Raw genomic sequence first — 19,645 nt, 5'->3', positions numbered from 1 at the left:
GAACAAAAAATCTCAAAATTCGCGTTTTCGGGCGCGAATCCGCGAAGTCGGGCTAGCGAGCGCTCATTCCAGATCCGCGCCGGCTGGTCTATCCGCGCAGCCCGAGCACGCGGCGCGCGATTGCCTGGCGGTGGACCTCGCTCGGTCCCTCATACATCCGCATCAGCCGCGCCTTCTGCGAGAGGGCGTTAAGCGGCAGTTCCAGCGTCATGCCGAGCGCGCCGAGCGTCTGCATGGCGTGGTCGCAGGCCTCATAGGCCATCTCGGTCGCGAACACCTTGATCATCGAGGCTTCCTGGCGGATGTCCTCGCCGCGATCGGTCCGTTCGGCGGCATCGCGCACCATCAGCCGGCAGGCATGCATGCGCGTCGAGATGTCGGCGATCCACCACTGGATCGCCTGGCGGTCGGCAAGCTTCACGCCGAACGTCTCGCGCTGCCTCGCGTGCTCGCACAACATGTCGAGCGCTCGCCTGGCAATGCCGATGCAGGTCGATCCCATCTCCAGCCGCCGCGTGCGCAACCTGAGCTGCATCGGCGCGTAACCCTTGCCGACTTCGCCCAGCACCGAATCCTTGGGGATACGACAATCCTCGAACACGATCTCGTAGGTCGATTCGCCACCCAGCATCGGAATCTCGCGCTCGATGATGAAGCCCGGCGTGCCCTTCTCGACGATAAAGGAAGTGATGCCGCCCTGGCGCTGGTCGCTGCCGACGCGGGCCATGACGATGATGAAATCAGCGGTGCTGGCGTTGGTGATCCAGATCTTGCGGCCGTTGATCACCCACTGCTCGCCCTCAAGGACCGCGCGGGTCTTCATGCCTGCGGGATCGCCGCCGGCGCCGGGCTCGGAGATCGCGATCGCCGAGCTCATCCGTCCCTCGATATAGGGCTGAAGATACTTTGCCTTCTGCGCCGCGGTGCCGACCGCCTGCAGCATGCGCAGGTTCGGCGAGTCCGGCGGCAGCACAAAGGGTACGCAGGTGCGGCCGAGTTCTTCGTGGACAGCGGCCATCGTGCGCGTCGGCAGGTCGTGACCGCCGAGGTCCTCAGGGGCGTCCAGCCCCCATAGCCCCAACTCCTTCGATACGTCACGCAGGCGCTGGCGCTGCGCATCGGTCAATCGGGGGTGACCGGAGCCGGGCAGTTTGGACTTGAGGTAGTGCGGCTCCAGCGGAATCAGCTCGCGGTCCACGAACTTCGCCACGGTCTCGCGGATCATCGCCGTTTGTTCTTCGTCACTCATAGCACGTCCTCGCCTGCATCATTGGTGTTCTCGCGCCTAGTCGGCAAACCCGACATAGCGGACGAAGTCGCTGTTGGCTTCACGGTCCGACCGTACCGCATTGGCGGGAAAGCTGTCGTCGGGATAGCCCATGGCGACGCAGGTCATGATCACCTCGTCCTCCGGGATATTGGCAACCTCGCGCACGATGTCGGAGCGCGTGATGCCCTGCCCGTTGATGACGCTGCCGAGCCCACGGTCCCAGGCCGCGAGCACGAGGCCATGGCAGAGCGCGCCAAGATCGAAGTGGCAGACGGCGCCGGGATCGAGGATACGGTCATAGGTCAGGACCAGCGAGACCGGCGCGTCGAATTGCCGGAAGCCGCGCAGCACCCAGTCCTGCCGCATCGGCTTGTCGTCGCGGGCAATGCCCATCACCGCGAACAGCTTCTTGGCGATGTCGACTTGGCGGCCCCGGTGCACGCCCTGGTATTCGCCGTAGCTAATGATGTCGCGCTTCGGCTTGGCGCCGCCGATCATCTCCTCCATGTTGCGGCGACGCACCTCCTCTAGCGGCTCGCCGGTCAGGACATGAATGTGCCAGGGCTGGGTGTTCATCGACGACGGCGCGCGCTTGGCGACATCGATGATCTCCTCGATCACCGCACGCGAAACCGGCTGCCTGGTAAATCCGCGGACGCTCTTGCGGGTCTGAACCAGCGTCTCGAAATCCTTCCGTTGCAATTCCATCGTCGGTCAGTCCCTCCAAAAACGATAATCGAAGCGGTCGCCATCCGCCGTGATCAGGCCGACGGTCGGTGTCGGGAAATGGACCGGCAGGATCAGCGTGTCGGTGCCGGCGACGGAGGCAAAGAATTTCCGCCGCGAGACCGCCGACTGTTTCGGGTCCCAGTCGGGCTTGGCCGACCATTCCGGCTCGCGGCACTGGATCGCGTGATGCATGAGATCGCCGGCCACCACCGCGCGCTTGCCCCTTGAAAAGATATTGACGCAGCAGTGGCAGGGCGAATGCCCCGGCGTCGGCGTCAGGGTCACGGTATCATCGAGCGCGTAATCGTCGTCGACCAGCACCGCCTGCCCGGCCTCGACGATCGGCAAGCAGTTGTCGCGAAAGACGGTGCCGGGCGGGTTGGCGCCCCTGGCGTTCTCCGCCTCCCACGCAGCATATTCCCGCTTGTGAAATATGTACTTCGCATTGGGAAAGGTTGGCACCCAGTGGCCGTCCCGCAGCGTGGTATTCCAGCCGGTATGGTCGATGTGCAGATGGGTGCAGAACACGTAGTCGACCTGCTCGTAGGAGATGCCGAGCGCGAACAACTCGTTGCGCCAGCGTTCCTTGCCGGGAAAGTCGAACGGCGGCGGATGGCCCTTGTCCTCGCCGGTGCAGGTATCGACCAGGATGGTATAGCGCGGCGTGCGGACCACGAAGGTCTGGTAGGTGATCACCATCATGCCGAGCGCGCTGTCGAACACCTCCGGCTCCATGCCGGCCAGGTGATGCCTGAATACCGACTCGTCATAGGCCGGGAAGAAATCCTGCGGCCGCCGCCACGGCCCCTCACGCTCGATCACCGCGTCGATCGTGATGTCACCAATCCTGAGCTGCTTCATCCCTGCTGCGCTCCCTATTTTTGTGAGCAGCGTAGCGGGCGGATTCAGCGCCGACAAGCCGACGCCCTGCGTAGCGCCATGCGTCGGGAGAAGTCCCGTACTGGTTGCCGCACGTCCGTAGCCCGGATGGAGCGGAGCGAAATCCGGGAACGGTTTGACCCGCTGGGGAATGTCCCGGATTGCGCTGCGCTCCATCCGGGCTACGACTCATTCGGACTGCGAGACTAGCTCCGCAGTCCCGGCGCTTCCTGCCCGGTGCGAGCGACGTACTCCGTGTAGCCGCCGCCATATTGGTGGATACCGTCGGGCGTCAGCTCCAGCACGCGGTTGGAGAGCGCGGCGAGAAAGTGCCGGTCGTGGGAAACGAACAGCATGGTGCCCTCGAATTCGGAGAGCGCATTGATCAGCATCTCCTTGGTCGCGAGGTCGAGATGGTTGGTGGGCTCGTCCAGCACCAGGAAGTTCGGCGGGTCGTAGAGCATCTGCGCCATCACGAGGCGCGCCTTCTCGCCGCCCGAGAGCACGCGGCATTTCTTCTCGACATCGTCGCCGGAGAAACCGAAGCAGCCCGCCAGCGCGCGCAGCGAACCCTGGCCCGCCTGCGGGAAGGATTCCTCCAGCCACTTGAACACGGTGAGATCGCCGTCGAGCAGGTCCATCGCGTGCTGGGCGAAATAGCCCATCTTGACGCTGCCGCCGACCGCCACCGTGCCGTCGTCGGGCTCGGTCGAGCCGGCCACCAGTTTCAGCAGCGTCGACTTGCCGGCGCCGTTGACGCCCATCACGCACCACCGCTCCTTGCGGCGGATCATGAAGTCGAGGCCCTGATAGATCGGACGGCTGCCATAGCCCTTGTGGACGTTCTTCAGGCTGACGACGTCCTCGCCCGAACGCGGCGCCGGCAGGAACTCGAACGCCACCGTCTGCCGCCGCTTCGGCGGCTCGACGCGCTCGATCTTGTCGAGCTTCTTCACCCGGCTCTGCACCTGCGCGGCATGCGACGCGCGCGCCTTGAAGCGCTCGATGAACTTGATTTCCTTGGCCAGCATCGCCTGCTGACGCTCGAATTGCGCCTGCTGCTGCTTCTCGTTCAGCGCGCGCTGCTGCTCGTAGAATTCGTAATTGCCGGAATAGGTCGACAGCATTCCGCCGTCGATTTCGACGACCTTGTTGATGATGCGGTTGATGAACTCGCGGTCGTGCGAGGTCATCAGCAGCGCGCCTTCGTAGCCCTTGAGGAACTGCTCGAGCCAGATCAGGCTTTCCAGATCGAGATGGTTGCTCGGCTCGTCCAGCAGCATGACGTCGGGACGCATCAGGAGAATGCGCGCCAAGGCGACCCGCATCTTCCAGCCGCCGGAGAGCGCGCCGACATCGCCTTCCATCATCTCCTGGCTGAAGCCCAGGCCCGCCAGCGCCTCGCGCGCGCGGCCGTCGAGCGCATAGCCGTCGAGTTCCTCGAAGCGGTGCTGGACCTCGCCATAGCGCGCGATGATGTCTTCCATCTCGTCGGCGCGCTCGGGATCGGCCATCGCGGCCTCGAGCTCCCTCAATTCGTTCGCGACCAAGCTGACAGGCCCGGCCCCGTCCATCACCTCGGCGACCGCGCTGCGGCCGGACATCTCGCCGACATCCTGGCTGAAATAACCGATGGTAATGCCGCGATCGACCGCGACCTGGCCCTCATCGGGTATTTCCTGCCCCGAAATCATCCGGAAAAGCGTGGTCTTGCCCGCCCCGTTCGGGCCGACAAGGCCGATCTTCTCCCCCCTCTGGAGGGCGGCGGAAGCTTCGATGAAGAGGATCTGGTGGCCGACTTGCTTGCTGACGTTATCGAGGCGGATCATTGGCTATCTGAAGGGGAAAATCGCTGCGGCCGCTGCTTAGGACATCGCAGCCGAACCTTCAAGTTCGGCGAACCGGCCGGGCCGGCTTGGTCGTTGTTCCCAATCCCGGAAGGCCAGCGGGGCATGCGGCAACACCGCCCAAAATACCCCCCTCCAGGGCTGCTAACAGGACCACGCGTCAGGAGCGCACACCGCTTCGACCTCCCCCACGAAGATGCCGGCAGGCATCCGCCGGGACGGCGCCAAAGAAAGCGCTGCACGTCGCCACGTCGGCGGCTGTAGACACCATACCGCAGCTTTGAAGTGTCGATGTCGGATCGACAACTCTCGCGACTAATTTTTGAAAATTTCTAAGACCAACTCTAAGAACCTTTCCATTAGAGGAATCGACCTACCCTCGCGTATGCGTCGCTGCGCTGCGCCGGCTTCAGAGGCGCAATGAAGTGTGCTCGCAGGTTGGGGTGGAACCTTGAACTCTCGTAATTTGTCAGGCGTCGCCGCGTTGGCGACCGTATCCGCATTGGCGTTGCTGCCGCAGGCATCATTCGCGCAGTCAAGCTCCTCGCGATCGGGCGCGGAGTCGCTGCCTCCCGTCGTCGTCGCAGCACCCGAGGCGCGCCGGCGCGCCGCGACGCCGCCGCGCCAGCAGACACGGCGCGCAGCGCAGACGGCGCAGCCGACGAGGCCGCCGCCGCAGCGCACGGTCGGCGTCGTCGTTGAAAATCCACGTGGCGCAGTTCAGGGCTACGTTGCGAACCGCTCGATGGCGGGTACCAAGACCAATACGCCGATCATGGAGACGCCGCAGTCGCTCTCGGTCATCGGCGAAGAACAGATTCGCGACCAGAAGCCCAAGAAATTCGACGAGATCATGCGCTACACGCCTGGCGTGCTCGCGGGGACCTTCGGCGCCGATAACCGCAACGACTGGTTCCTGATCCGCGGCTTCAAGTCGGACGACGTAGGCCTGTTCCTCGACGGCCTGCAGCTATTCTATACGTCCTATGCGAGCTGGAAGCTGCAGCCGTTCAACCTCGCCCGCGTCGAGGTGCTGCGCGGCCCGTCCGCCGTGCTGTACGGCGGCTCCAGCCCAAGCGGCATCGTCAATGCCGTCAGCAAGACGCCGCCTGCGGAGCCGATCCGCTATCTCGAGACCGGCGTGAATAATTTCGGCAACGCCTATCTGGGATTTGATTTCGGCGGCCCGGTCGCAACCGCGCCCGGAAACGGGCAGTTGTTCTATCGCGTGGTCGGTCAGGTCCAGAACGGTGGCACCCAGGTCGACTTCACGCCCGACAACAACTACTTCATCGCGCCATCGCTGACCTGGAAGCCCGATGCCGACACGACCTTCACCGTGCTCGCCTCGGCCTCGAAATTCGAGACACGAAGCCTCAACTTCCTTCCCTATATCGGCACCGTGGTTGATGCACCGTTCGGCCGGATTCCGACCCGCCTGTTTGCCAGCGATCCCAGCGCCGACACATTCAAGCGCGAACAGGAGATGATCGGCTACCAGTTCGAGCGGAACCTCTCTGACGATGTGACGTTCCGGCAGAATGCCCGCTTCGGCCATGTCGACGTGACGCTCTCGACACTGTTCGGTCTTGGCTATGTCAATGGTGATCCCGCCACGGCGTTGCTGGCTCGCGGCAACTTCCTAACCCACGGGGTTGCCAATCAGGGCAATCTCGACAGCCAACTCGAATACCGCTTCAACACCGGCATTCTCCGGCACACGGCGCTCTTTGGGCTCGACCTCAAGCACTATCAGATTGGCGATTGGCAAGGCTTTGGCGGCGCTACGCCCCTCAACCTCTTGAACCCGGTCTATACACCGACCGCGCGCTTCAATGGCGCCCCCTATCAGGATGCGACGCTGACGCAGAAGCAACTCGGCTTCTATGCCCAGGATCAGATCAAGCTCGACCGCTTTACGCTCGTGCTGAGCGGCCGCAACGACTGGGTTGCGACCGACAACGACAACCACATCGGACCAAGTCAAAACCGCGAAGACAGCAAGTTCAGCGGACGCGCCGGCTTGATCTACAATTTCGACTCCGGCCTCGCGCCCTATGTCTCCTACGCCACCAGCTACAATCCAGTCATCGGCCTCAATTCCGGCCAGCTCCTGTTGCCGGAGACCGGCCAGCAAACCGAAGTCGGCTTCAAGTTTCAACCAAACGGCTTCAATGGCCACTTTGGCTTCGCGTGGTTCGATTTGAAGCGGCAGAATGCCCTGACGACCGATCCGAACAACGTGTTGCTGCCGACCCAGACCGGCGAAGTCACGTCGCGCGGCTTCGAGCTCGAGGCGGTCGCCAATCCGCTCCCCGGACTCAAACTGGTCGGCGCGTTCACCACCTATGACCTTTTTGTCAGCAAGGACCTGAATCCGGCTTTGATCGGCAAGTCACCGACCAATACGCCCCAGACACTCGTCTCCGGCTGGGTCGACTACACCTTCCAGAGCGGCCCGCTGACCGGCTTCGGTCTCGGCGGCGGCGTGCGCTATATCGGCGGCTCCTTTGCCGACAACCTCAACACGTTGCCGGTGCCGTCGGTCGTGCTTGGCGACGCCGCCATCCATTACGAATGGAAGAACTGGCGCGCGGCACTCAACGTCATCAACGTCGCCGACACGATTTATGTCGCGAACTGTTCGTCGCCGACCGCCTGCTTCTACGGCGATCGGCGCCGCGTGACGGCGAGCCTCGCCTACAAATGGTAGCGCTGACACGAGGGAGGCGGCGCTGAAAGCCCGAACCGTTCGCGTCTGGTCGGTGGTTCACACCTGGAGCAGCCTGATATCGACGCTGTTCCTGCTCATGCTGTGCATCACCGGCCTGCCGCTGATCTTCCATCACGAGATCGACGAGTTGCTCGGCTACGATCCGAAACCGGAGATCGCCCAGCCTGATGCCGTGAAGCGGAGCATCGACGAGATCGCCCGCACCGCGCTGGCCGACGATCCCGGCCGCGTCCTGCAATATATCCTGTGGGACAAGGACGAGCCGAATAACATCGTCACCTTCACCAACGACAAGGTCGACGGCGATCCAGACAAAACAACGCTCAGGGCATACGATGCCAACACCGCCAAGCCGCTCGGCCCGGTCGGCGGCGGCCCGATGCTGATCTTCCTCAAGCTCCATGTCGACATGTTTGCAGGACAGCCCGGCAAGCTGTTCCTCGGCGCCATGGGCTTTCTGTTCCTGGTCGCTATCGTCTCCGGCGTGGTGCTGTACTGGCCGTTCACGCGGCGGCTGCGCTTCGGCACGCTTCGCGACAAGTCGCGTCGTGTCGCCTGGTTCGACTGGCACAACCTTCTGGGCGCCGTGACGATCGCCTGGGCGCTGGTGGTCGGCGCTACCGGCGTCATCAATACGCTCGCCGAAGTGATGCTGAACCAGTGGAAGGCGAACGAACTCGCCGACATGGTCAAGCCCTATGCCGGCAAGCCACCGCCGGTGCATCTCGCGTCGCTCGACCGCACGCTGGAGAATGCGCGCAGGATCGCGCCTGACATGAACGTCTCCTTCGTTGCCTTCCCCGGCACGCCGTTCACGAGTTCGCATCATTTCGCGGTGTTCATGCGCGGCGACACGCCGCTGACCTCGCGGCTGCTCAAACCGGTGCTGCTCGACGGCGAAACCGGAGAAGTCTCCGACGCGCGCGACCTTCCGATCTATCTGAAGGCGCTGCTGGTCTCGCAACCGCTGCACTTCGGTGACTATGGCGGCATGCCGCTGAAGATCATCTGGGCGCTGCTCGACATCATGACCATCGTCGTGATCGGCAGCGGGCTCTATCTGTGGCTTGCAAAGCGCCGCAAGCACCGCAGCCACGCGATCGCCGGGCAGCCTTCGTTGCTGCCGTCGTGATGACAAAGGCGCGCAAATCGCGATCCGGCGGCAATTGGTGGACCGTCTATGGCGGTCCCTTGCTGATCGGCGTGCTGTCGACCGCCGGACTTCTGAGCGCGCTGCTGTACGAGGGACCCGGCCGCTATTTCTCCTGGGTCGCGCTCGGCGCGCCCATCGCGCTCACCGCCTGGTTTTACGCGCGAAGAACAAAGCCCTAGACCGGCCGCAGCAGCTTCAGCGTCGCGGCGAGCCGCAGGCTGCGCTTTCCGGCCAAGGCGATGGCTTCGAGCTCGGCGCCCGCTTCATCGCAGGTGCCGGCAAAGCCGATGCCCACCTCATCATGGCCGCCGAAAACAGGGTTTTCGCCCTTCGCCGGCGCGTGCTCCTGGTTGAGGATCTCGCCCTTCCAGCGGCCGTCGGCGGAGGCATAGGCGCCGAGATAATAGAAGAACGCGTCGCCGCCGAGGATGCGGCCGTCCAGCAGCAGCATGACGCCGGAAAGACCGGCCTTGACCCCGTCGAGCGCGCGAAGCTGGATCGAATAGAGCCCATTGACGATGCCGCCTGGTCCAACGGTGCCGACCGGCGGCAGCCCCTCCTCGTCGAGCCGAGTCAGCTCGGCCCAGAACAGGGCGCCCGGCCGCGGCGCGGCGTTGCCCTCGAACCTGATCCTGTTGCCCTGCAGCCTGCCGCGCACGCTGATCGCGGCGATGTCGGTGTCCATCAGCGGCTTGTAATGGGGATCGTCATTGTGGCGCTGGGTGATGACCTCGCCGAAAATCTCCCCGTCGCGCTCCCGATAGGTGCCGAGATGGGCAAAGGCGGAATTGCCGCCGAGCAGCCTGCCGTCATGCATGCACATGATGCTGCGGCCGAACGCATCGTTCACCCCGTACTCAACCTTGTAGAGCCCGTTTAGCAACCGAAAATGTCCTGCGCCATCTGTTCGTTTCGCGGCGGCTTAGCATCCTCGAACGGCCGGGGCCAGCCGCGTTTATGGCGCAGGGTCAATGCCGCTTGAGATATGGCACGCCGCGCTCATGCTTTTCCGCGGCGGCGCGCCAACCGACGGGCTCCGTTGCACCAAGCGGCCCCCACCCTCTTGTTCGGGCGCGGCTATTCGCGTTCTCTGGCCTTGCAGTGCCGGACGCGCTTGCCGGCCGGAATCAACGGGGGTGCTCGTGCGACATCTCGTCCTCTATCTCCTCGCGCTGGGCGCCGGCGTCAGTGTCGCGACCCAGCAGGTGCTCAACGGCAATCTGCGCACGGCGCTCAATTCGCCGGCATGGGCGGGGCTGGTCAGCTACGCGGTCGGCCTCATCACCATGATCGCGACGGTGATCGTGCTCGGCGAGCGCATTCCTTCCTGGAAAACAATCGCCGGCGTGCCGTGGTACGCATGGTCGGGCGGCGTGTTCGGCGGCGTCTTCATCCTGCTCGTGATCCTGCTGCTGCCCTCGCTCGGGGCGGCAACACTGTTTGCGCTGGTCGTCGCCGGCCAGGTGCTCGTCGCAGTGACGCTCGATCATTTCGGCGCGTTCGGACTGGCGCCGCATCCGATCGGCGCGGCGCGACTGGCGGGCGCGGCGCTGCTGATCGCCGGCGTGGTCTTGATCAGGGAGTAAACGCGCTTCAGTTCAGGGCTCGAGCCCGCTCTCGCGCAACGCCGGCGCGACCTCGGCCGAAGCCAGATAGAGCAGCAGCCGATCCGCCTCCCCCGGCTTCCGCGACGCCGTCATGCGGCCGGCGGAAAACACCGCCGGCGTCTGCAACTCGCGGGGAATCGGTCCGACGACCTCGATGCCGTCGACCTGCTTCAACTCGCTGATCTGCTGGATGGCGAGGTCGGCCTCGCCGGCGACGAGGCGCTCGGCCGTAAACCCCTGCGGGATGATGACGGCGCGGGCGTTGATCTCGGCGGCGATGCCGAGCCGCTCGATCAATTGCGCAAACAGGATGCCGCTGGCGCCGAGCCGCGAATAAGCCACCGCGCGGGCGGCCAGCAGTGCCGCGCGTAAATCGGCCTCGGTCGCGATATCGGGATGCGCGGCTCCCGCCTTCACGGCGACGCCGACAAAGGAGCGCGCCAAGTCGACGCAGCTTTCCGCCGCCGCCCGCCCCTCGCGCACGATCTCGTCCAGCCCCTCGCGGGTCAGGATGACGACGTCGGCGGCCTCGCCCGCCCGCAGCCTTTGCAACAGCGCCAATGTCGGTGCGAAATCGGCATCGATCGGCCCGCCACCGGCGGCCTGGTACTTGTCAGCCAGTTGCCGGATGGCGCCCTTCAGTGCCAGGGTCGAGAGGACGCGAATGGATTCAGCCATCGGCCCCTACACCCGGCGCATCAGTTTCAACACCGCGGTCATGCGCAGGCTGCGCTTGCCGGCCAGCGCCGTCGCCTCGAGCAGCGCGCCTTCCTCCTCGCAGCTGCCGGAAAAGCCGATGCCGACTTCATGGCCGCCAAAGATCGGGTTCTCACCCATAGCGGGCGTGTGCTCCTGGTTGAGGATCTGGCCTTTCCAGCGGCCGCTTTCCGAGGTGTAGCTTCCGACATAGTAGAACGAGGCGTCGCCGCCGAGGATGCGCCCGTCATTGAGCAGCATCACGCCGGTGAGGCCGCCATCGACGCCGTCGAGCAGGCGAACGTGAATGGAATAGAGGCCGTTGACGACCCCGCCCTCGCCGCGGCGACCAGCGATCGGCACGGCATCCTGCTCGATCGGCGTCATCACCGAGTGGAAGGGCACGCCAGGCAATTCCTTCAGGCCCCCTTCGAAGCGATAGAGCTTGCCGTCGGCGCGGCCCTTGGCCAGCAGGGTGGCATCGTCGGTGCCGGCCATCGCGCGATAGGCCGGGTCCGGGTTATGGCGGACGGTCTGGATCACGATATCGACGCCGTCATCACGCTTTTCGTAGGTGCCGATATGGGCGAACGCCGAATTCCCGCCCAGCATCTTGCCGTCGCGCGCGTACATGACGCTGCGGCCGACCGCGGCGCCAAGCTGGAACCTGACCTTGTAGAATCCCTCGAACAATGCCGTGTCCCCGGCAAAACCCACGTCGCTGTCTAGCGCGCTTCATCACGCAGGGAAACGGCTTTGAACCCGCGTATTTGAATCAACTTCATCAAAACGAAATGATCCGCCAGGGCGCCGCCCTGGCGGATCAGCCTTGCGACCCGGGGGCACCCGGATCGATGTGTGTCCGATCAGGCTGCCGCCTTGGCGCCGGTCGAGACTTCCGCGATCGTCTTCAGGATCTGGGACGCGATCTGGTATGGGTCGCCCTGGGAGTTCGGACGGCGGTCTTCCAGATAGCCCTTGTAATCGTTCTTGACGAACGAGTGCGGCACGCGGATCGACGCGCCGCGGTCCGCCACGCCGTAGCTGAACTTGTTCCACGGAGCGGTCTCGTGCTTGCCGGTCAGGCGCTTGTCGTTGTCGGGCCCGTAGACGGCAATGTGGTCCATCAGATTCCTGTCGAAGGCGGCCATCAGCTTCTCGAAATAGTCCCTGCCGCCGACTTCGCGCATGAACCTGGTCGAGAAGTTGGCGTGCATGCCGGAGCCGTTCCAGTCGGTGTCGCCGAGCGGCTTGCAGTGGAATTCGATGTCGATGCCGTAGCTCTCGGTGAGGCGCAGCATCAGATAGCGGGCGATCCACATCTGGTCGGCGGCGGTCCTGGAGCCCTTGCCGAAGATCTGGAATTCCCACTGGCCCTTCGCCACTTCGGCGTTGATGCCTTCGTGGTTGATGCCGGCGGCGAGGCAAAGGTTGAGATGCTCTTCCACGATCTTGCGCGCTACGCTACCGACGTTCGAGTAACCGACGCCGGTATAGTACGGGCCCTGCGGCGCCGGATAGCCGTCGGTCGGGAAGCCAAGCGGACGACCGTCCTTGTAGAAGAAATATTCCTGCTCGAAGCCGAACCAGGCGCCTTCGTCGTCGAGGACGGTCGCGCGCTTGTTCGAGGCGTGCGGGGTCTTGCCATCGGGCATCATGACTTCACACATCACCAGCGCGCCGTTCTCACGGGCAGCATCCGGATAGACCGCAACCGGCTTCAGCACGCAATCGGAGCTGTGGCCTTCAGCCTGCTGGGTGGACGAACCGTCAAAACCCCACAGCGGAAGCTGTTCCAGCGTCGGGAACTTGTCGAATTCCTTGATCTGCGTTTTGCCGCGCAGATTCGGTGTCGGCGTATATCCGTCAAGCCAGATATACTCGAGCTTGTACTTGGTCATTGAGCCTCTCTTGAAGTTGCTTACTGGAAGTGCGGAGCCGAACCCTGAACTCTGGATTTTGACGCCCAGCCCCCTGGAAGCTCCGCATACGTGTACCCGGCCACGTCAGGCCGCTTCCTGGTAAGCATTTAACGTGCCAATCGCTGCACTGCGGTAGGGTCTGTCCACAGGGCGAGCGTCCCACGGCCGAAAATAAAAGCTGCGACATAGGAGCGCGGCAGGCCTGCAAATCAGGCGGATCGGCGGCGCGCTGACCGGCCGAATCCAGCCCATTTCTCCGGCATTTCCCTTTGCGCCCTGCCGACCGCTCAAAGGAGCGGCAGCGCTTTGGCACCCGCGCCCGGAATGCTGGCCTTGCCGAGCAACCATCCCACCGGCTCGCGCGTTGGTCAGATTACGGCTGCCTCGCAGGAAGCAATGTCCAAACTGCCTGCCAAATAGACAAAACCTGCCGATATCTTGGTCACTTGCACGCGCGGGGAGCACCGACAATATCGACTTACGTAACCACTGGAGAACGAGTCGGGCGCACCATGGAGGCACGCCTCGACGGAAGGAGAGACAGACATGATGAATACGAGTGCGGGGACTGCCAAGATCTATCAATTCCCGACCGGGGGCCGTGCGGCGCTCGGCGGGCGTCGCTACGGCGAGACCAAGCCGGCCGAGTTGGCCGCCCAGGCGGTCAACCTGGCGGACTGCTTCGACAGTTGGTACCACGCCGCCGCCATTCAGGACGCGACCAACGAGCGGGACCACTGATGCCCGGGAGGTGTCTGGCGAGGACGCGCCCGAGTGAAGGCGCCGGTGAACTGAAAAGGGCCGAAACGATAGTGTTTCGGCCCTTTTTCATGTCTGCTGGCAGGTCGTGGTCTTGCGCCTGACGTTCTTGAGCGTCACGACGCCTGCCCTGTTGATCCGCAAGGTCACGCCCTTGGCCTGATAGCGAGATCCCGTCAGCGCTACGCGCTTGGGCAGCGTCAGCGCCTTGCCGTCCAGTTGCAGATGGGCGCGCTTGTCGTACTGGAAGAAACCGACCATGAATTGCGATCCGTCGGCGCAGCTATAGTTCCGGAAACTGGACTGCGCGGATGCTGTCGTCGGGATGGTCGCGATCACAGCGCACAGCGCGGCGCCAAGAATCGTTTTCGCAAAAATCGTATTTCCAGGACAATTCATGTTTCTCCCCCTGCGGAGTTCAGTATAGACGAGACGGGAGCAGACGACATGCCCTCCATTGCCCCGTCATACGAGATCGTTCGAACCAGCCGATGTCAGTGACCCCTGCCCCTGCCCGTCATCTCAATCTTTCCGGTGCCAGCAATTTCCGCGACCTCGGCGGCTATCCGACCGGCGACGGCCGGACGGTGCGCTGGCGGCAGATTTTTCGCTCCAACCATCTCGGCCATCTGACCGAGGACGATGCCGCCGTGCTGCGCGACCTCGGCGTCCGCAGCGCCTTCGACTTCCGCGGCACCGAGGAACGCGTCGCCGCGCGATGCGCGATGCCCGAAATATCGGTTCATTCGCTTCCTGTCGAACCCACGGTCGTCGCGGCACTGCGTGCGATCACGGCCGACGGCACACCGCTGTCGACCGACCATGCCGTCGAAGTGATGCGCGATTCCTACCGCAGCTACGTGCAGAAGAACACACGGCACTTCCGCACGCTGTTTGCGCATCTCCTCGAAGATCGCGCGCCGCTGGTGATCCATTGCACCGCGGGCAAGGACCGCACCGGGTTTGCCTGCGCGCTGATCCTGCATACGCTCGGCGTATCCGGGGACGTCATCTCGGAAGACTATCTCCTGACCAACCGCTTCTACCGCAGGGATCCCAATCACAGCACCGACCTGCCCGATGAGATCAGGCAGGTGCTCGGCGCGGTCCAGGCATCGTTCCTTGCCGCCGCCTTCGAGGCGATCGATGCGGACTACGGCGATCTCGAAAGCTACATCCGCGACGGCCTCGGCATCGGCAAGGCCGAGCGCGCCGATCTCGAAGCGCGCTATCTGCAGCGCTAGTCCGCCTTCACGCGCCGGATCGACACGACATCAGCAGAGGGCTTGCCGCCTCTGGTCCTGATGTTGACCTGTACCTTGTAGTCGTTGGTGGTCTCGCCCTTTGGCACATAGAGCATCGCGGTGAAGCCAAGGCGGCCGCGCGCGTCGAGCGTCAGCGGCAGATCGGTGCGCACGCGAAATGAATTGCCCTTGCGGTTGCGCGGCGGCAGCCTGGCTGTCAGGACCGGCTTGACCAGCGCGCGCAGATCGAGCTTCGCCGCCGTTGCGTCATCGATCCGATAATAGGCAAAGGAATCGCTGTCCCAGCGGCTGTTCGCGACCTCGACGACGGACCGGTTGTCCGGCGACCAGGCCGCGGCGAGATCGTAGCGGTTGGCGCGTGCTTCGCCGGTTGCCCAATACGTGCCGCCAAGCCTGGCAAGCACCGTACCGTCGCTGATGCGGATCAGGAGATTTTCGACGCCGTCCGGCGGCGGATTTGATACCGTCAAGCCCTGCCCGCTGCGCCAGGCGAACGCGTAAGCCTTCGACGGTGAGACGGTGTCGGCAAGCACCCGCATCGCGGCCTTGCCCTCGCCACAGACGAGAGCGCCATGCTGATCGGGAATGCAAGCCTGCGCAGACGCGTCACCCACCTGCGGCGCATACAGCGCGAGGAGGAGGACTGGCAGTGCAAGGGCGCGGCGCATGCGGCCATCCTATCCGCCGGACGCCAGACGTAAAGCCGGCATTGGCCGGCCCGACAGCCAGCGCCTGGCGGCTCAGGCCGCTGCTTCCATTTCCATTTCGGCATCGAGGTCGGTGATGACGTCCTCAAACGCCGAGATCGCCTGCTGAAGCGCGGCGATCTGCATCAATTCCCAGCTCGAGACCGGACCGCTGCGGTTCTGCAGCGCTACGACCAGGTCGCGCCGCTGCTCCTTAAGCTGAACAAGCGGTAAACCATGATCCGGCAAACCCATGACGAATTCCCCTGCCTTTTGTTGGTATTCGCCCTTGTATCGAACCGAGTCTGCAATCGGCTTACAAAACTCGGGCAAATTTTATCGAATTCGCACGCCCCGTAGCTCCCTAGGCGGTGCCGTCCGCCTCCAGGCGTGCTGTAATCGACTCGAACAAGGCCCTGGTGACGCAACCTGTCGCCCAGTCGCTCATGTGGAGCCTCTTCTCATCGCCCTCGCGGACCAGGTCATCGATCGGAACAAGATCGTGATCAACCCAGCGCCGCATCAGGTCAAAGCGGTGAAAGACGTTGACACGGTCGCCTTCGGCTGCAAGCGCAATCCTGCCCACAAGATCCTCGGATAATGTCAGCTTCCCCCCGTCCACCACGGCGGGAGCATATTGCGAATCCATGATCACGACATCGCTGGCGCCCTTCAGCACACGCACCCCCTTCTCGATGGCATTGATCACGTCGTCGAAATCGAACTCGTCGTTGCGGAAGACGGCGTTGGTACCAACCTGCCAGATGACCAGCGCAGGTCGCTCCTCGACAACGTCGCGCTGGAGGCGCGGCAATTCGGTTGTCGCTTCCTGACCGCCGACGCCACGGTTCAGCATTTCGATCACCCGGTCGTGGAAATAATCCCCGAGCAATTTCGCCAATCTTTCCGGGTATGGCACGACGCCGCCTTCGCCCGCCGTCGACGAAGAGCCAATGGCCACGATCTTGATCTTTCCGGGCTTCGCGAGACTTGCCTTCAGGTTGCGGAGCGGCTGCGTGAAATTGAAGCGATCAGCATGCGTGCTGCAGGGCCTCGGCTCAGGGGGCATGCGAACATCCTCCACGAGAATAGTTCATCGCACACGCGTATTAAGACGCCGAAATTCGCGGCATTGCAAATGAAAAGCTCCCAGCGTTAGTGTCGCCTGTATTTTGCATGTGTATGGAGACCCATCATGGACGGTAAAGTGGTTGTCGTGACGGGTGCATTGGGCGCGCTTGGCAGCGTCGTCGTCGATGAAGCGCTGGCCCGAGGCGCCCGGATTGCGAGCGTCGATCACGCGCCGACGCAGGCTCCGGCCACGGCCGACCTGTTCGAACTCGGCGGCGTCGACCTCACCGATGCGGTCCAGGCCAGCAGGGCGATCAACGCCGCCGCATCGCATTTCGGCAAGATCGACGCGCTGATCAATATTGCCGGCGGCTTCGCCTATGAGACGGTGGCAGACGGCGATCCCAGGACGTGGCAACGGATGTACGCGCTCAACGTCACGACCGCCCTCAACGCCTCGCGCGCGGCAATCCCGCATCTCGTGGCATCGGGTGCGGGACGCATCGTCAATGTCGGCGCGATGGGCGCGCTGCAGGCAAATTCCGGCATGGGCGCCTATGCCGCCTCCAAGTCCGGCGTGCACCGCCTCACCGAGGCGCTGGCCGCCGAACTCAAGGGCAAGGTCACGGTCAATGCCGTGCTGCCGTCGATCATCGACACCGCGGCCAATCGCGCCGACATGCCGAAAGCCGATTTCGCCAAATGGGTGATGCCGAAGGAGTTGGCCGATGTGATCCTGTTCCTCGCCAGCGACGCGGCGAGCGCCGTCACCGGCGCACTGCTGCCGGTGACCGGGAGGGTTTAGGACACCTTCCTCCCCCAACTCATGGTCTTTTGCTAGTGCCGACGGGCGTTATATCAAGGGAATGACTACAGCCGAAGACCTTGAAAAGGCGGTCGAGCAATTGCCTCCCCAGGAGTTGGCCCGATTTCGTACCTGGTTCGAAGCGTTCGTCGCCGATCAATTTGACGCGGCCATTGAACGTGATGCGCATGCCGGCAAACTTGATGCATTCGCAGAGGAAGCGATCGCAGCGTATCGCCCAGGAAGATCCCGAGATCTGTGAAGCACTCGGCATCACCACGATTTTGGGCCGCGTATCGAGGACGACCATCCACGATTCAAAAGCTGGCTGAGTTCGTGTTGCTCGAGAGCGATCCGCGCCATCCCTCCCTTCAATTCAAGAGAGTCGGCCCCATACTGGTCTGCACGTGTCGGACTCCGGTATCGTGCCTTGGCTGTTGAACTCGATGATGCCTATGTTTGGTTCTGGATCGGCTCTCACGCTGACTACGACCGGCTAATAAGCTAATCTGCCACCTCCACCAGCTTGCGCAGCACCGCCTTGAAGCGGATGCTGCGCTTGCCGACGAGCGCAGTGGCTTCGCCTTCCGCGCCGTCGCCGTCGTAGGTGCCGGAAAAGCCGATGCCGACCTCATGGCCGCCGAATACCGGCCGCTCGCCCCGGCTCGGCGTGTGCTCGCGGTTGACGATTTCGCCCTTCCATCGGCCGTTCGCCGACGAATACGCCCCGATATAGTCGAAGAAGGCGTCGCCGCCCCTGATGGAGCCGTCCTGGAGCATCATGACGCCGGTGTTGCCGGCATCGATCCCGTCAAGCATGCGGATGTGGATGGAATAGAGCCCGTTGCTGATGCCGTCAGCGCCGACCTCGCCGGGCGGCGGCGCGTCGGAATCATTGATCCGGGTCAGGATGGTGTTGAAGCGGACGCCCGGCAACGCGGCGCTCTCACCCTCGAAATGGATTTCCTCGCCGCGCGGCACGCCGGTGAAACGCAGGTCGACGGGATCGACGTCAAACATCGGAACGTATTTCGGATCGTGGTTGTGACGGGACATCGTGAGCTCGACCGCGATGACGCCGTCAGCCGAGTTGAAACCGCCGGCAAACGACGAGCCGGAATCGCCGCCATAGAGCCGACCGCTCCCGGTGGCGAACATCACGCCGCACCCGGTTCCCCGCCCGCTCACAAAACTGAATTTATACAATCCTTGCAGCACGCCCTGTCCACTTCTGATCCGGCAACGCGATTTGACCCGCGAATACCGGATTCACAGGTTCCCTCCATTGCCTCTGGCCTTGTCCCCGGCGCGCAGGATAGCCGCCCCTGCGCCGGGCGATCAAACGCTTTACGGGAATTCGGCTAGCATCAATACACTGAGTCGCGGCCCCTGCGCCGCCGGAGCAAATTTTGGAAACCGAGCTTTATCTTCCCGTCAAACACTTCCTGGAAAAGCTCGGCTTCACGGTCAAGGGCGAGGTCGGCGGCTGCGATCTGGTGGCGCTGAGCGGCGATGACCCGCCGGTCGTCGTGATCGGCGAGCTCAAGCTTGCCTTCAATCTCGAACTGATCCTGCAGGCGGTCGATCGCGCCGCTGCCGCCGACGAGGTCTGGCTTGCGGCCAGACTGTCCGCCCGTGGCAAGGGCCGCGAGAGCGACGCGCGATACCGCAATCTCTGCCGCCGCCTCGGCTTCGGCATGCTCGCCGTCACCAACACCGGCGATGTCGAGGTGATCGTCAAACCGCCGACATCGGCGCCGCGACGCAATCCCAGGAAGCGCTCGCGGCTGATCGCGGAACATCGCAAGCGCAAGGGTGATCCCGTGCCGGGCGGATCGACGCGCGCGCCGATCATGACGGCCTACCGTCAGCAGGCACTGGCCTGCGCCTCCGCGCTGTCGGGTGGGCCCCGGCGCGTCCGGGACTTGCGCATCGACATCCCCGACGCCGGCAAGATCCTGCTGCACAACGTCTATGGCTGGTTCGACCGCGCCGAGCGCGGCATTTACGTGCTGAACGATGCCGGGCGTGCCGCATTGAAACGATGGCCGCAGCAATCGCTCGATCTGACGGCGACCGCTGATTCCCGCTGATAGGCGCGAGGAACAACCGTACGGTGCTACCGGCCTGGAGAAATTGTAGATGCATGGCTGTATTGCCACGCGAAATTCATATTGCAATGCAACATTCGGACACCTAGGTATCTCGGCGATTCAATGCGA

23 protein-coding genes are annotated in these 19,645 nt (G+C 63.6%); 10 read left to right on the top strand and 13 right to left on the bottom strand.

Annotated features, from left to right (window positions below; genetic code table 11):
• Positions 1-88: 88 nt before the first annotated feature.
• The 4 genes from V7E26_RS14930 to V7E26_RS14915 all read right to left on the bottom strand — a co-directional run bounded on the left by V7E26_RS14930 (position 89) and on the right by V7E26_RS14915 (position 4,707).
• Positions 89-1,249 carry an acyl-CoA dehydrogenase family protein gene (locus tag V7E26_RS14930; protein WP_324417253.1) on the bottom strand — a complete coding sequence of 387 codons (1,161 nt, stop codon included), beginning with the start codon at positions 1,247-1,249 and terminating at the stop codon, positions 89-91.
• A 36-nt stretch (positions 1,250-1,285) separates the two neighbouring features.
• Positions 1,286-1,978 (bottom strand): nitroreductase, encoded by a 693-nt coding sequence (locus V7E26_RS14925; protein WP_324417251.1) that lies wholly within the window; start codon positions 1,976-1,978, stop codon positions 1,286-1,288.
• A gap of 6 nt (positions 1,979-1,984) precedes the next feature.
• Positions 1,985-2,860: an MBL fold metallo-hydrolase gene (locus V7E26_RS14920; protein WP_324417247.1), complete on the bottom strand. Its 876-nt coding sequence runs from the start codon at positions 2,858-2,860 to the stop codon at positions 1,985-1,987.
• Positions 2,861-3,084: 224 nt separating this feature from the next.
• Positions 3,085-4,707, bottom strand: a complete 1,623-nt coding sequence (locus V7E26_RS14915; RefSeq protein WP_324417245.1) for an ABC-F family ATP-binding cassette domain-containing protein — start codon at positions 4,705-4,707, stop codon at positions 3,085-3,087.
• Between the two features lie 469 nt (positions 4,708-5,176).
• On the opposite strand from V7E26_RS14915, the gene V7E26_RS14910 reads away from it, so the two are divergent.
• The 3 genes from V7E26_RS14910 to V7E26_RS14900 are packed head-to-tail and all read left to right on the top strand — an operon-like array spanning position 5,177 to position 8,791.
• Positions 5,177-7,438, top strand: coding sequence for a TonB-dependent siderophore receptor (locus tag V7E26_RS14910; protein WP_442893402.1), 2,262 nt, complete (start codon positions 5,177-5,179; stop codon positions 7,436-7,438).
• Positions 7,439-7,490: 52 nt separating this feature from the next.
• Positions 7,491-8,591 (top strand): PepSY-associated TM helix domain-containing protein, encoded by a 1,101-nt coding sequence (locus tag V7E26_RS14905; RefSeq protein WP_324417243.1) that lies wholly within the window; start codon positions 7,491-7,493, stop codon positions 8,589-8,591.
• Positions 8,591-8,791, top strand: a complete 201-nt coding sequence (locus tag V7E26_RS14900) for a hypothetical protein (protein WP_324417241.1) — start codon at positions 8,591-8,593, stop codon at positions 8,789-8,791. The genes V7E26_RS14905 and V7E26_RS14900 overlap by 1 nt, the downstream gene beginning before the upstream one ends.
• Here the strand turns inward: V7E26_RS14900 and V7E26_RS14895 are convergent.
• The gene (locus V7E26_RS14895; protein ID WP_324417239.1) at positions 8,788-9,495 is read right to left on the bottom strand and encodes a GrlR family regulatory protein; all 708 of its coding nucleotides are present in this window, start codon (positions 9,493-9,495) and stop codon (positions 8,788-8,790) included. The genes V7E26_RS14900 and V7E26_RS14895 overlap by 4 nt on opposite strands.
• A 259-nt stretch (positions 9,496-9,754) precedes the next feature.
• Between V7E26_RS14895 and V7E26_RS14890 the strand changes: the two genes are divergently transcribed.
• Positions 9,755-10,198 (top strand): DMT family transporter, encoded by a 444-nt coding sequence (locus V7E26_RS14890; protein ID WP_324417237.1) that lies wholly within the window; start codon positions 9,755-9,757, stop codon positions 10,196-10,198.
• A 12-nt stretch (positions 10,199-10,210) separates the two neighbouring features.
• Here V7E26_RS14890 and V7E26_RS14885 read toward each other — a convergent pair whose 3' ends face one another.
• The 3 genes from V7E26_RS14885 to V7E26_RS14875 all read right to left on the bottom strand — a co-directional run bounded on the left by V7E26_RS14885 (position 10,211) and on the right by V7E26_RS14875 (position 12,816).
• Positions 10,211-10,897 carry a substrate-binding domain-containing protein gene (locus tag V7E26_RS14885; protein WP_324417235.1) on the bottom strand — a complete coding sequence of 229 codons (687 nt, stop codon included), beginning with the start codon at positions 10,895-10,897 and terminating at the stop codon, positions 10,211-10,213.
• Positions 10,898-10,903: 6 nt separating this feature from the next.
• Complete coding sequence (locus V7E26_RS14880; RefSeq protein WP_324417262.1) at positions 10,904-11,608, bottom strand: GrlR family regulatory protein; 705 nt, start codon at positions 11,606-11,608, stop codon at positions 10,904-10,906.
• Between the two features lie 173 nt (positions 11,609-11,781).
• A complete protein-coding gene (locus V7E26_RS14875; RefSeq protein ID WP_324417233.1) occupies positions 11,782-12,816 on the bottom strand; it encodes a glutamine synthetase beta-grasp domain-containing protein in 1,035 nt (344 codons plus the stop codon).
• 567 nt (positions 12,817-13,383) lie between these two features.
• Between V7E26_RS14875 and V7E26_RS14870 the strand changes: the two genes are divergently transcribed.
• Positions 13,384-13,578 (top strand): DUF2735 domain-containing protein, encoded by a 195-nt coding sequence (locus V7E26_RS14870; protein ID WP_324417231.1) that lies wholly within the window; start codon positions 13,384-13,386, stop codon positions 13,576-13,578.
• Between the two features lie 87 nt (positions 13,579-13,665).
• Here V7E26_RS14870 and V7E26_RS14865 read toward each other — a convergent pair whose 3' ends face one another.
• Positions 13,666-13,995, bottom strand: a complete 330-nt coding sequence (locus tag V7E26_RS14865; protein WP_324417229.1) for an MliC family protein — start codon at positions 13,993-13,995, stop codon at positions 13,666-13,668.
• A gap of 98 nt (positions 13,996-14,093) precedes the next feature.
• On the opposite strand from V7E26_RS14865, the gene V7E26_RS14860 reads away from it, so the two are divergent.
• Positions 14,094-14,840 carry a tyrosine-protein phosphatase gene (locus tag V7E26_RS14860; RefSeq protein WP_324417259.1) on the top strand — a complete coding sequence of 249 codons (747 nt, stop codon included), beginning with the start codon at positions 14,094-14,096 and terminating at the stop codon, positions 14,838-14,840.
• Here V7E26_RS14860 and V7E26_RS14855 read toward each other — a convergent pair.
• The 3 genes from V7E26_RS14855 to V7E26_RS14845 form a co-directional block, all read right to left on the bottom strand.
• Positions 14,837-15,529: a hypothetical protein gene (locus V7E26_RS14855; protein WP_324417226.1), complete on the bottom strand. Its 693-nt coding sequence runs from the start codon at positions 15,527-15,529 to the stop codon at positions 14,837-14,839. The genes V7E26_RS14860 and V7E26_RS14855 overlap by 4 nt on opposite strands.
• Before the next feature lie 72 nt (positions 15,530-15,601).
• Complete coding sequence (locus V7E26_RS14850) at positions 15,602-15,802, bottom strand: hypothetical protein (protein WP_324417225.1); 201 nt, start codon at positions 15,800-15,802, stop codon at positions 15,602-15,604.
• Between the two features lie 109 nt (positions 15,803-15,911).
• Positions 15,912-16,616, bottom strand: coding sequence for an SGNH/GDSL hydrolase family protein (locus V7E26_RS14845; protein WP_324417223.1), 705 nt, complete (start codon positions 16,614-16,616; stop codon positions 15,912-15,914).
• Between the two features lie 126 nt (positions 16,617-16,742).
• Between V7E26_RS14845 and fabG the strand changes: the two genes are divergently transcribed.
• The 3 genes from fabG (at position 16,743) to V7E26_RS30030 (ending at position 17,931) form a co-directional block, all read left to right on the top strand.
• Entirely contained in the window at positions 16,743-17,423 is a 681-nt protein-coding gene (gene fabG / locus V7E26_RS14840; RefSeq protein WP_324417221.1) for a 3-oxoacyl-ACP reductase FabG, read from the top strand.
• A gap of 61 nt (positions 17,424-17,484) precedes the next feature.
• A complete protein-coding gene (locus V7E26_RS14835; protein ID WP_324417219.1) occupies positions 17,485-17,685 on the top strand; it encodes a hypothetical protein in 201 nt (66 codons plus the stop codon).
• 168 nt (positions 17,686-17,853) lie between these two features.
• Positions 17,854-17,931: a hypothetical protein gene (locus V7E26_RS30030; protein ID WP_442893403.1), complete on the top strand. Its 78-nt coding sequence runs from the start codon at positions 17,854-17,856 to the stop codon at positions 17,929-17,931.
• Here V7E26_RS30030 and V7E26_RS14825 read toward each other — a convergent pair.
• Positions 17,928-18,581 (bottom strand): GrlR family regulatory protein, encoded by a 654-nt coding sequence (locus tag V7E26_RS14825; protein WP_324417217.1) that lies wholly within the window; start codon positions 18,579-18,581, stop codon positions 17,928-17,930. The genes V7E26_RS30030 and V7E26_RS14825 overlap by 4 nt on opposite strands.
• Before the next feature lie 251 nt (positions 18,582-18,832).
• On the opposite strand from V7E26_RS14825, the gene V7E26_RS14820 reads away from it, so the two are divergent.
• Complete coding sequence (locus V7E26_RS14820) at positions 18,833-19,516, top strand: DUF2161 domain-containing phosphodiesterase (RefSeq protein WP_324417215.1); 684 nt, start codon at positions 18,833-18,835, stop codon at positions 19,514-19,516.
• Positions 19,517-19,645 lie beyond the last annotated feature (129 nt).

Source organism: Bradyrhizobium sp. (assembly GCF_036735945.1).
GTDB lineage: Bacteria > Pseudomonadota > Alphaproteobacteria > Rhizobiales > Xanthobacteraceae > Bradyrhizobium.
The sequence above is the reverse complement of the archived record's forward strand: the minus strand, read 5'-3'. Positions and strand labels throughout refer to the sequence as shown.

What these genes read in the sequence shown, in the direction of transcription:
- V7E26_RS14855 (WP_324417226.1), bottom strand. Translation starts at nt 15,529, where the DNA reads ATGCGCCGCGCCCTTGCACTGCCAGTCCTCCTCCTCGCGCTGTATGCG.
- fabG (WP_324417221.1), top strand. Translation starts at nt 16,743, where the DNA reads ATGGACGGTAAAGTGGTTGTCGTGACGGGTGCATTGGGCGCGCTTGGC.
- V7E26_RS14865 (WP_324417229.1), bottom strand. Translation starts at nt 13,995, where the DNA reads ATGAATTGTCCTGGAAATACGATTTTTGCGAAAACGATTCTTGGCGCC.
- V7E26_RS14835 (WP_324417219.1), top strand. Translation starts at nt 17,485, where the DNA reads ATGACTACAGCCGAAGACCTTGAAAAGGCGGTCGAGCAATTGCCTCCC.
- V7E26_RS14925 (WP_324417251.1), bottom strand. Translation starts at nt 1,978, where the DNA reads ATGGAATTGCAACGGAAGGATTTCGAGACGCTGGTTCAGACCCGCAAG.
- V7E26_RS14845 (WP_324417223.1), bottom strand. Translation starts at nt 16,616, where the DNA reads ATGCCCCCTGAGCCGAGGCCCTGCAGCACGCATGCTGATCGCTTCAAT.
- V7E26_RS14850 (WP_324417225.1), bottom strand. Translation starts at nt 15,802, where the DNA reads ATGGGTTTGCCGGATCATGGTTTACCGCTTGTTCAGCTTAAGGAGCAG.
- V7E26_RS14915 (WP_324417245.1), bottom strand. Translation starts at nt 4,707, where the DNA reads ATGATCCGCCTCGATAACGTCAGCAAGCAAGTCGGCCACCAGATCCTC.
- V7E26_RS14875 (WP_324417233.1), bottom strand. Translation starts at nt 12,816, where the DNA reads ATGACCAAGTACAAGCTCGAGTATATCTGGCTTGACGGATATACGCCG.
- V7E26_RS14885 (WP_324417235.1), bottom strand. Translation starts at nt 10,897, where the DNA reads ATGGCTGAATCCATTCGCGTCCTCTCGACCCTGGCACTGAAGGGCGCC.
- V7E26_RS14920 (WP_324417247.1), bottom strand. Translation starts at nt 2,860, where the DNA reads ATGAAGCAGCTCAGGATTGGTGACATCACGATCGACGCGGTGATCGAG.
- V7E26_RS14825 (WP_324417217.1), bottom strand. Translation starts at nt 18,581, where the DNA reads ATGTTCGCCACCGGGAGCGGTCGGCTCTATGGCGGCGATTCCGGCTCG.
- V7E26_RS14870 (WP_324417231.1), top strand. Translation starts at nt 13,384, where the DNA reads ATGATGAATACGAGTGCGGGGACTGCCAAGATCTATCAATTCCCGACC.
- V7E26_RS14900 (WP_324417241.1), top strand. Translation starts at nt 8,591, where the DNA reads ATGACAAAGGCGCGCAAATCGCGATCCGGCGGCAATTGGTGGACCGTC.
- V7E26_RS14930 (WP_324417253.1), bottom strand. Translation starts at nt 1,249, where the DNA reads ATGAGTGACGAAGAACAAACGGCGATGATCCGCGAGACCGTGGCGAAG.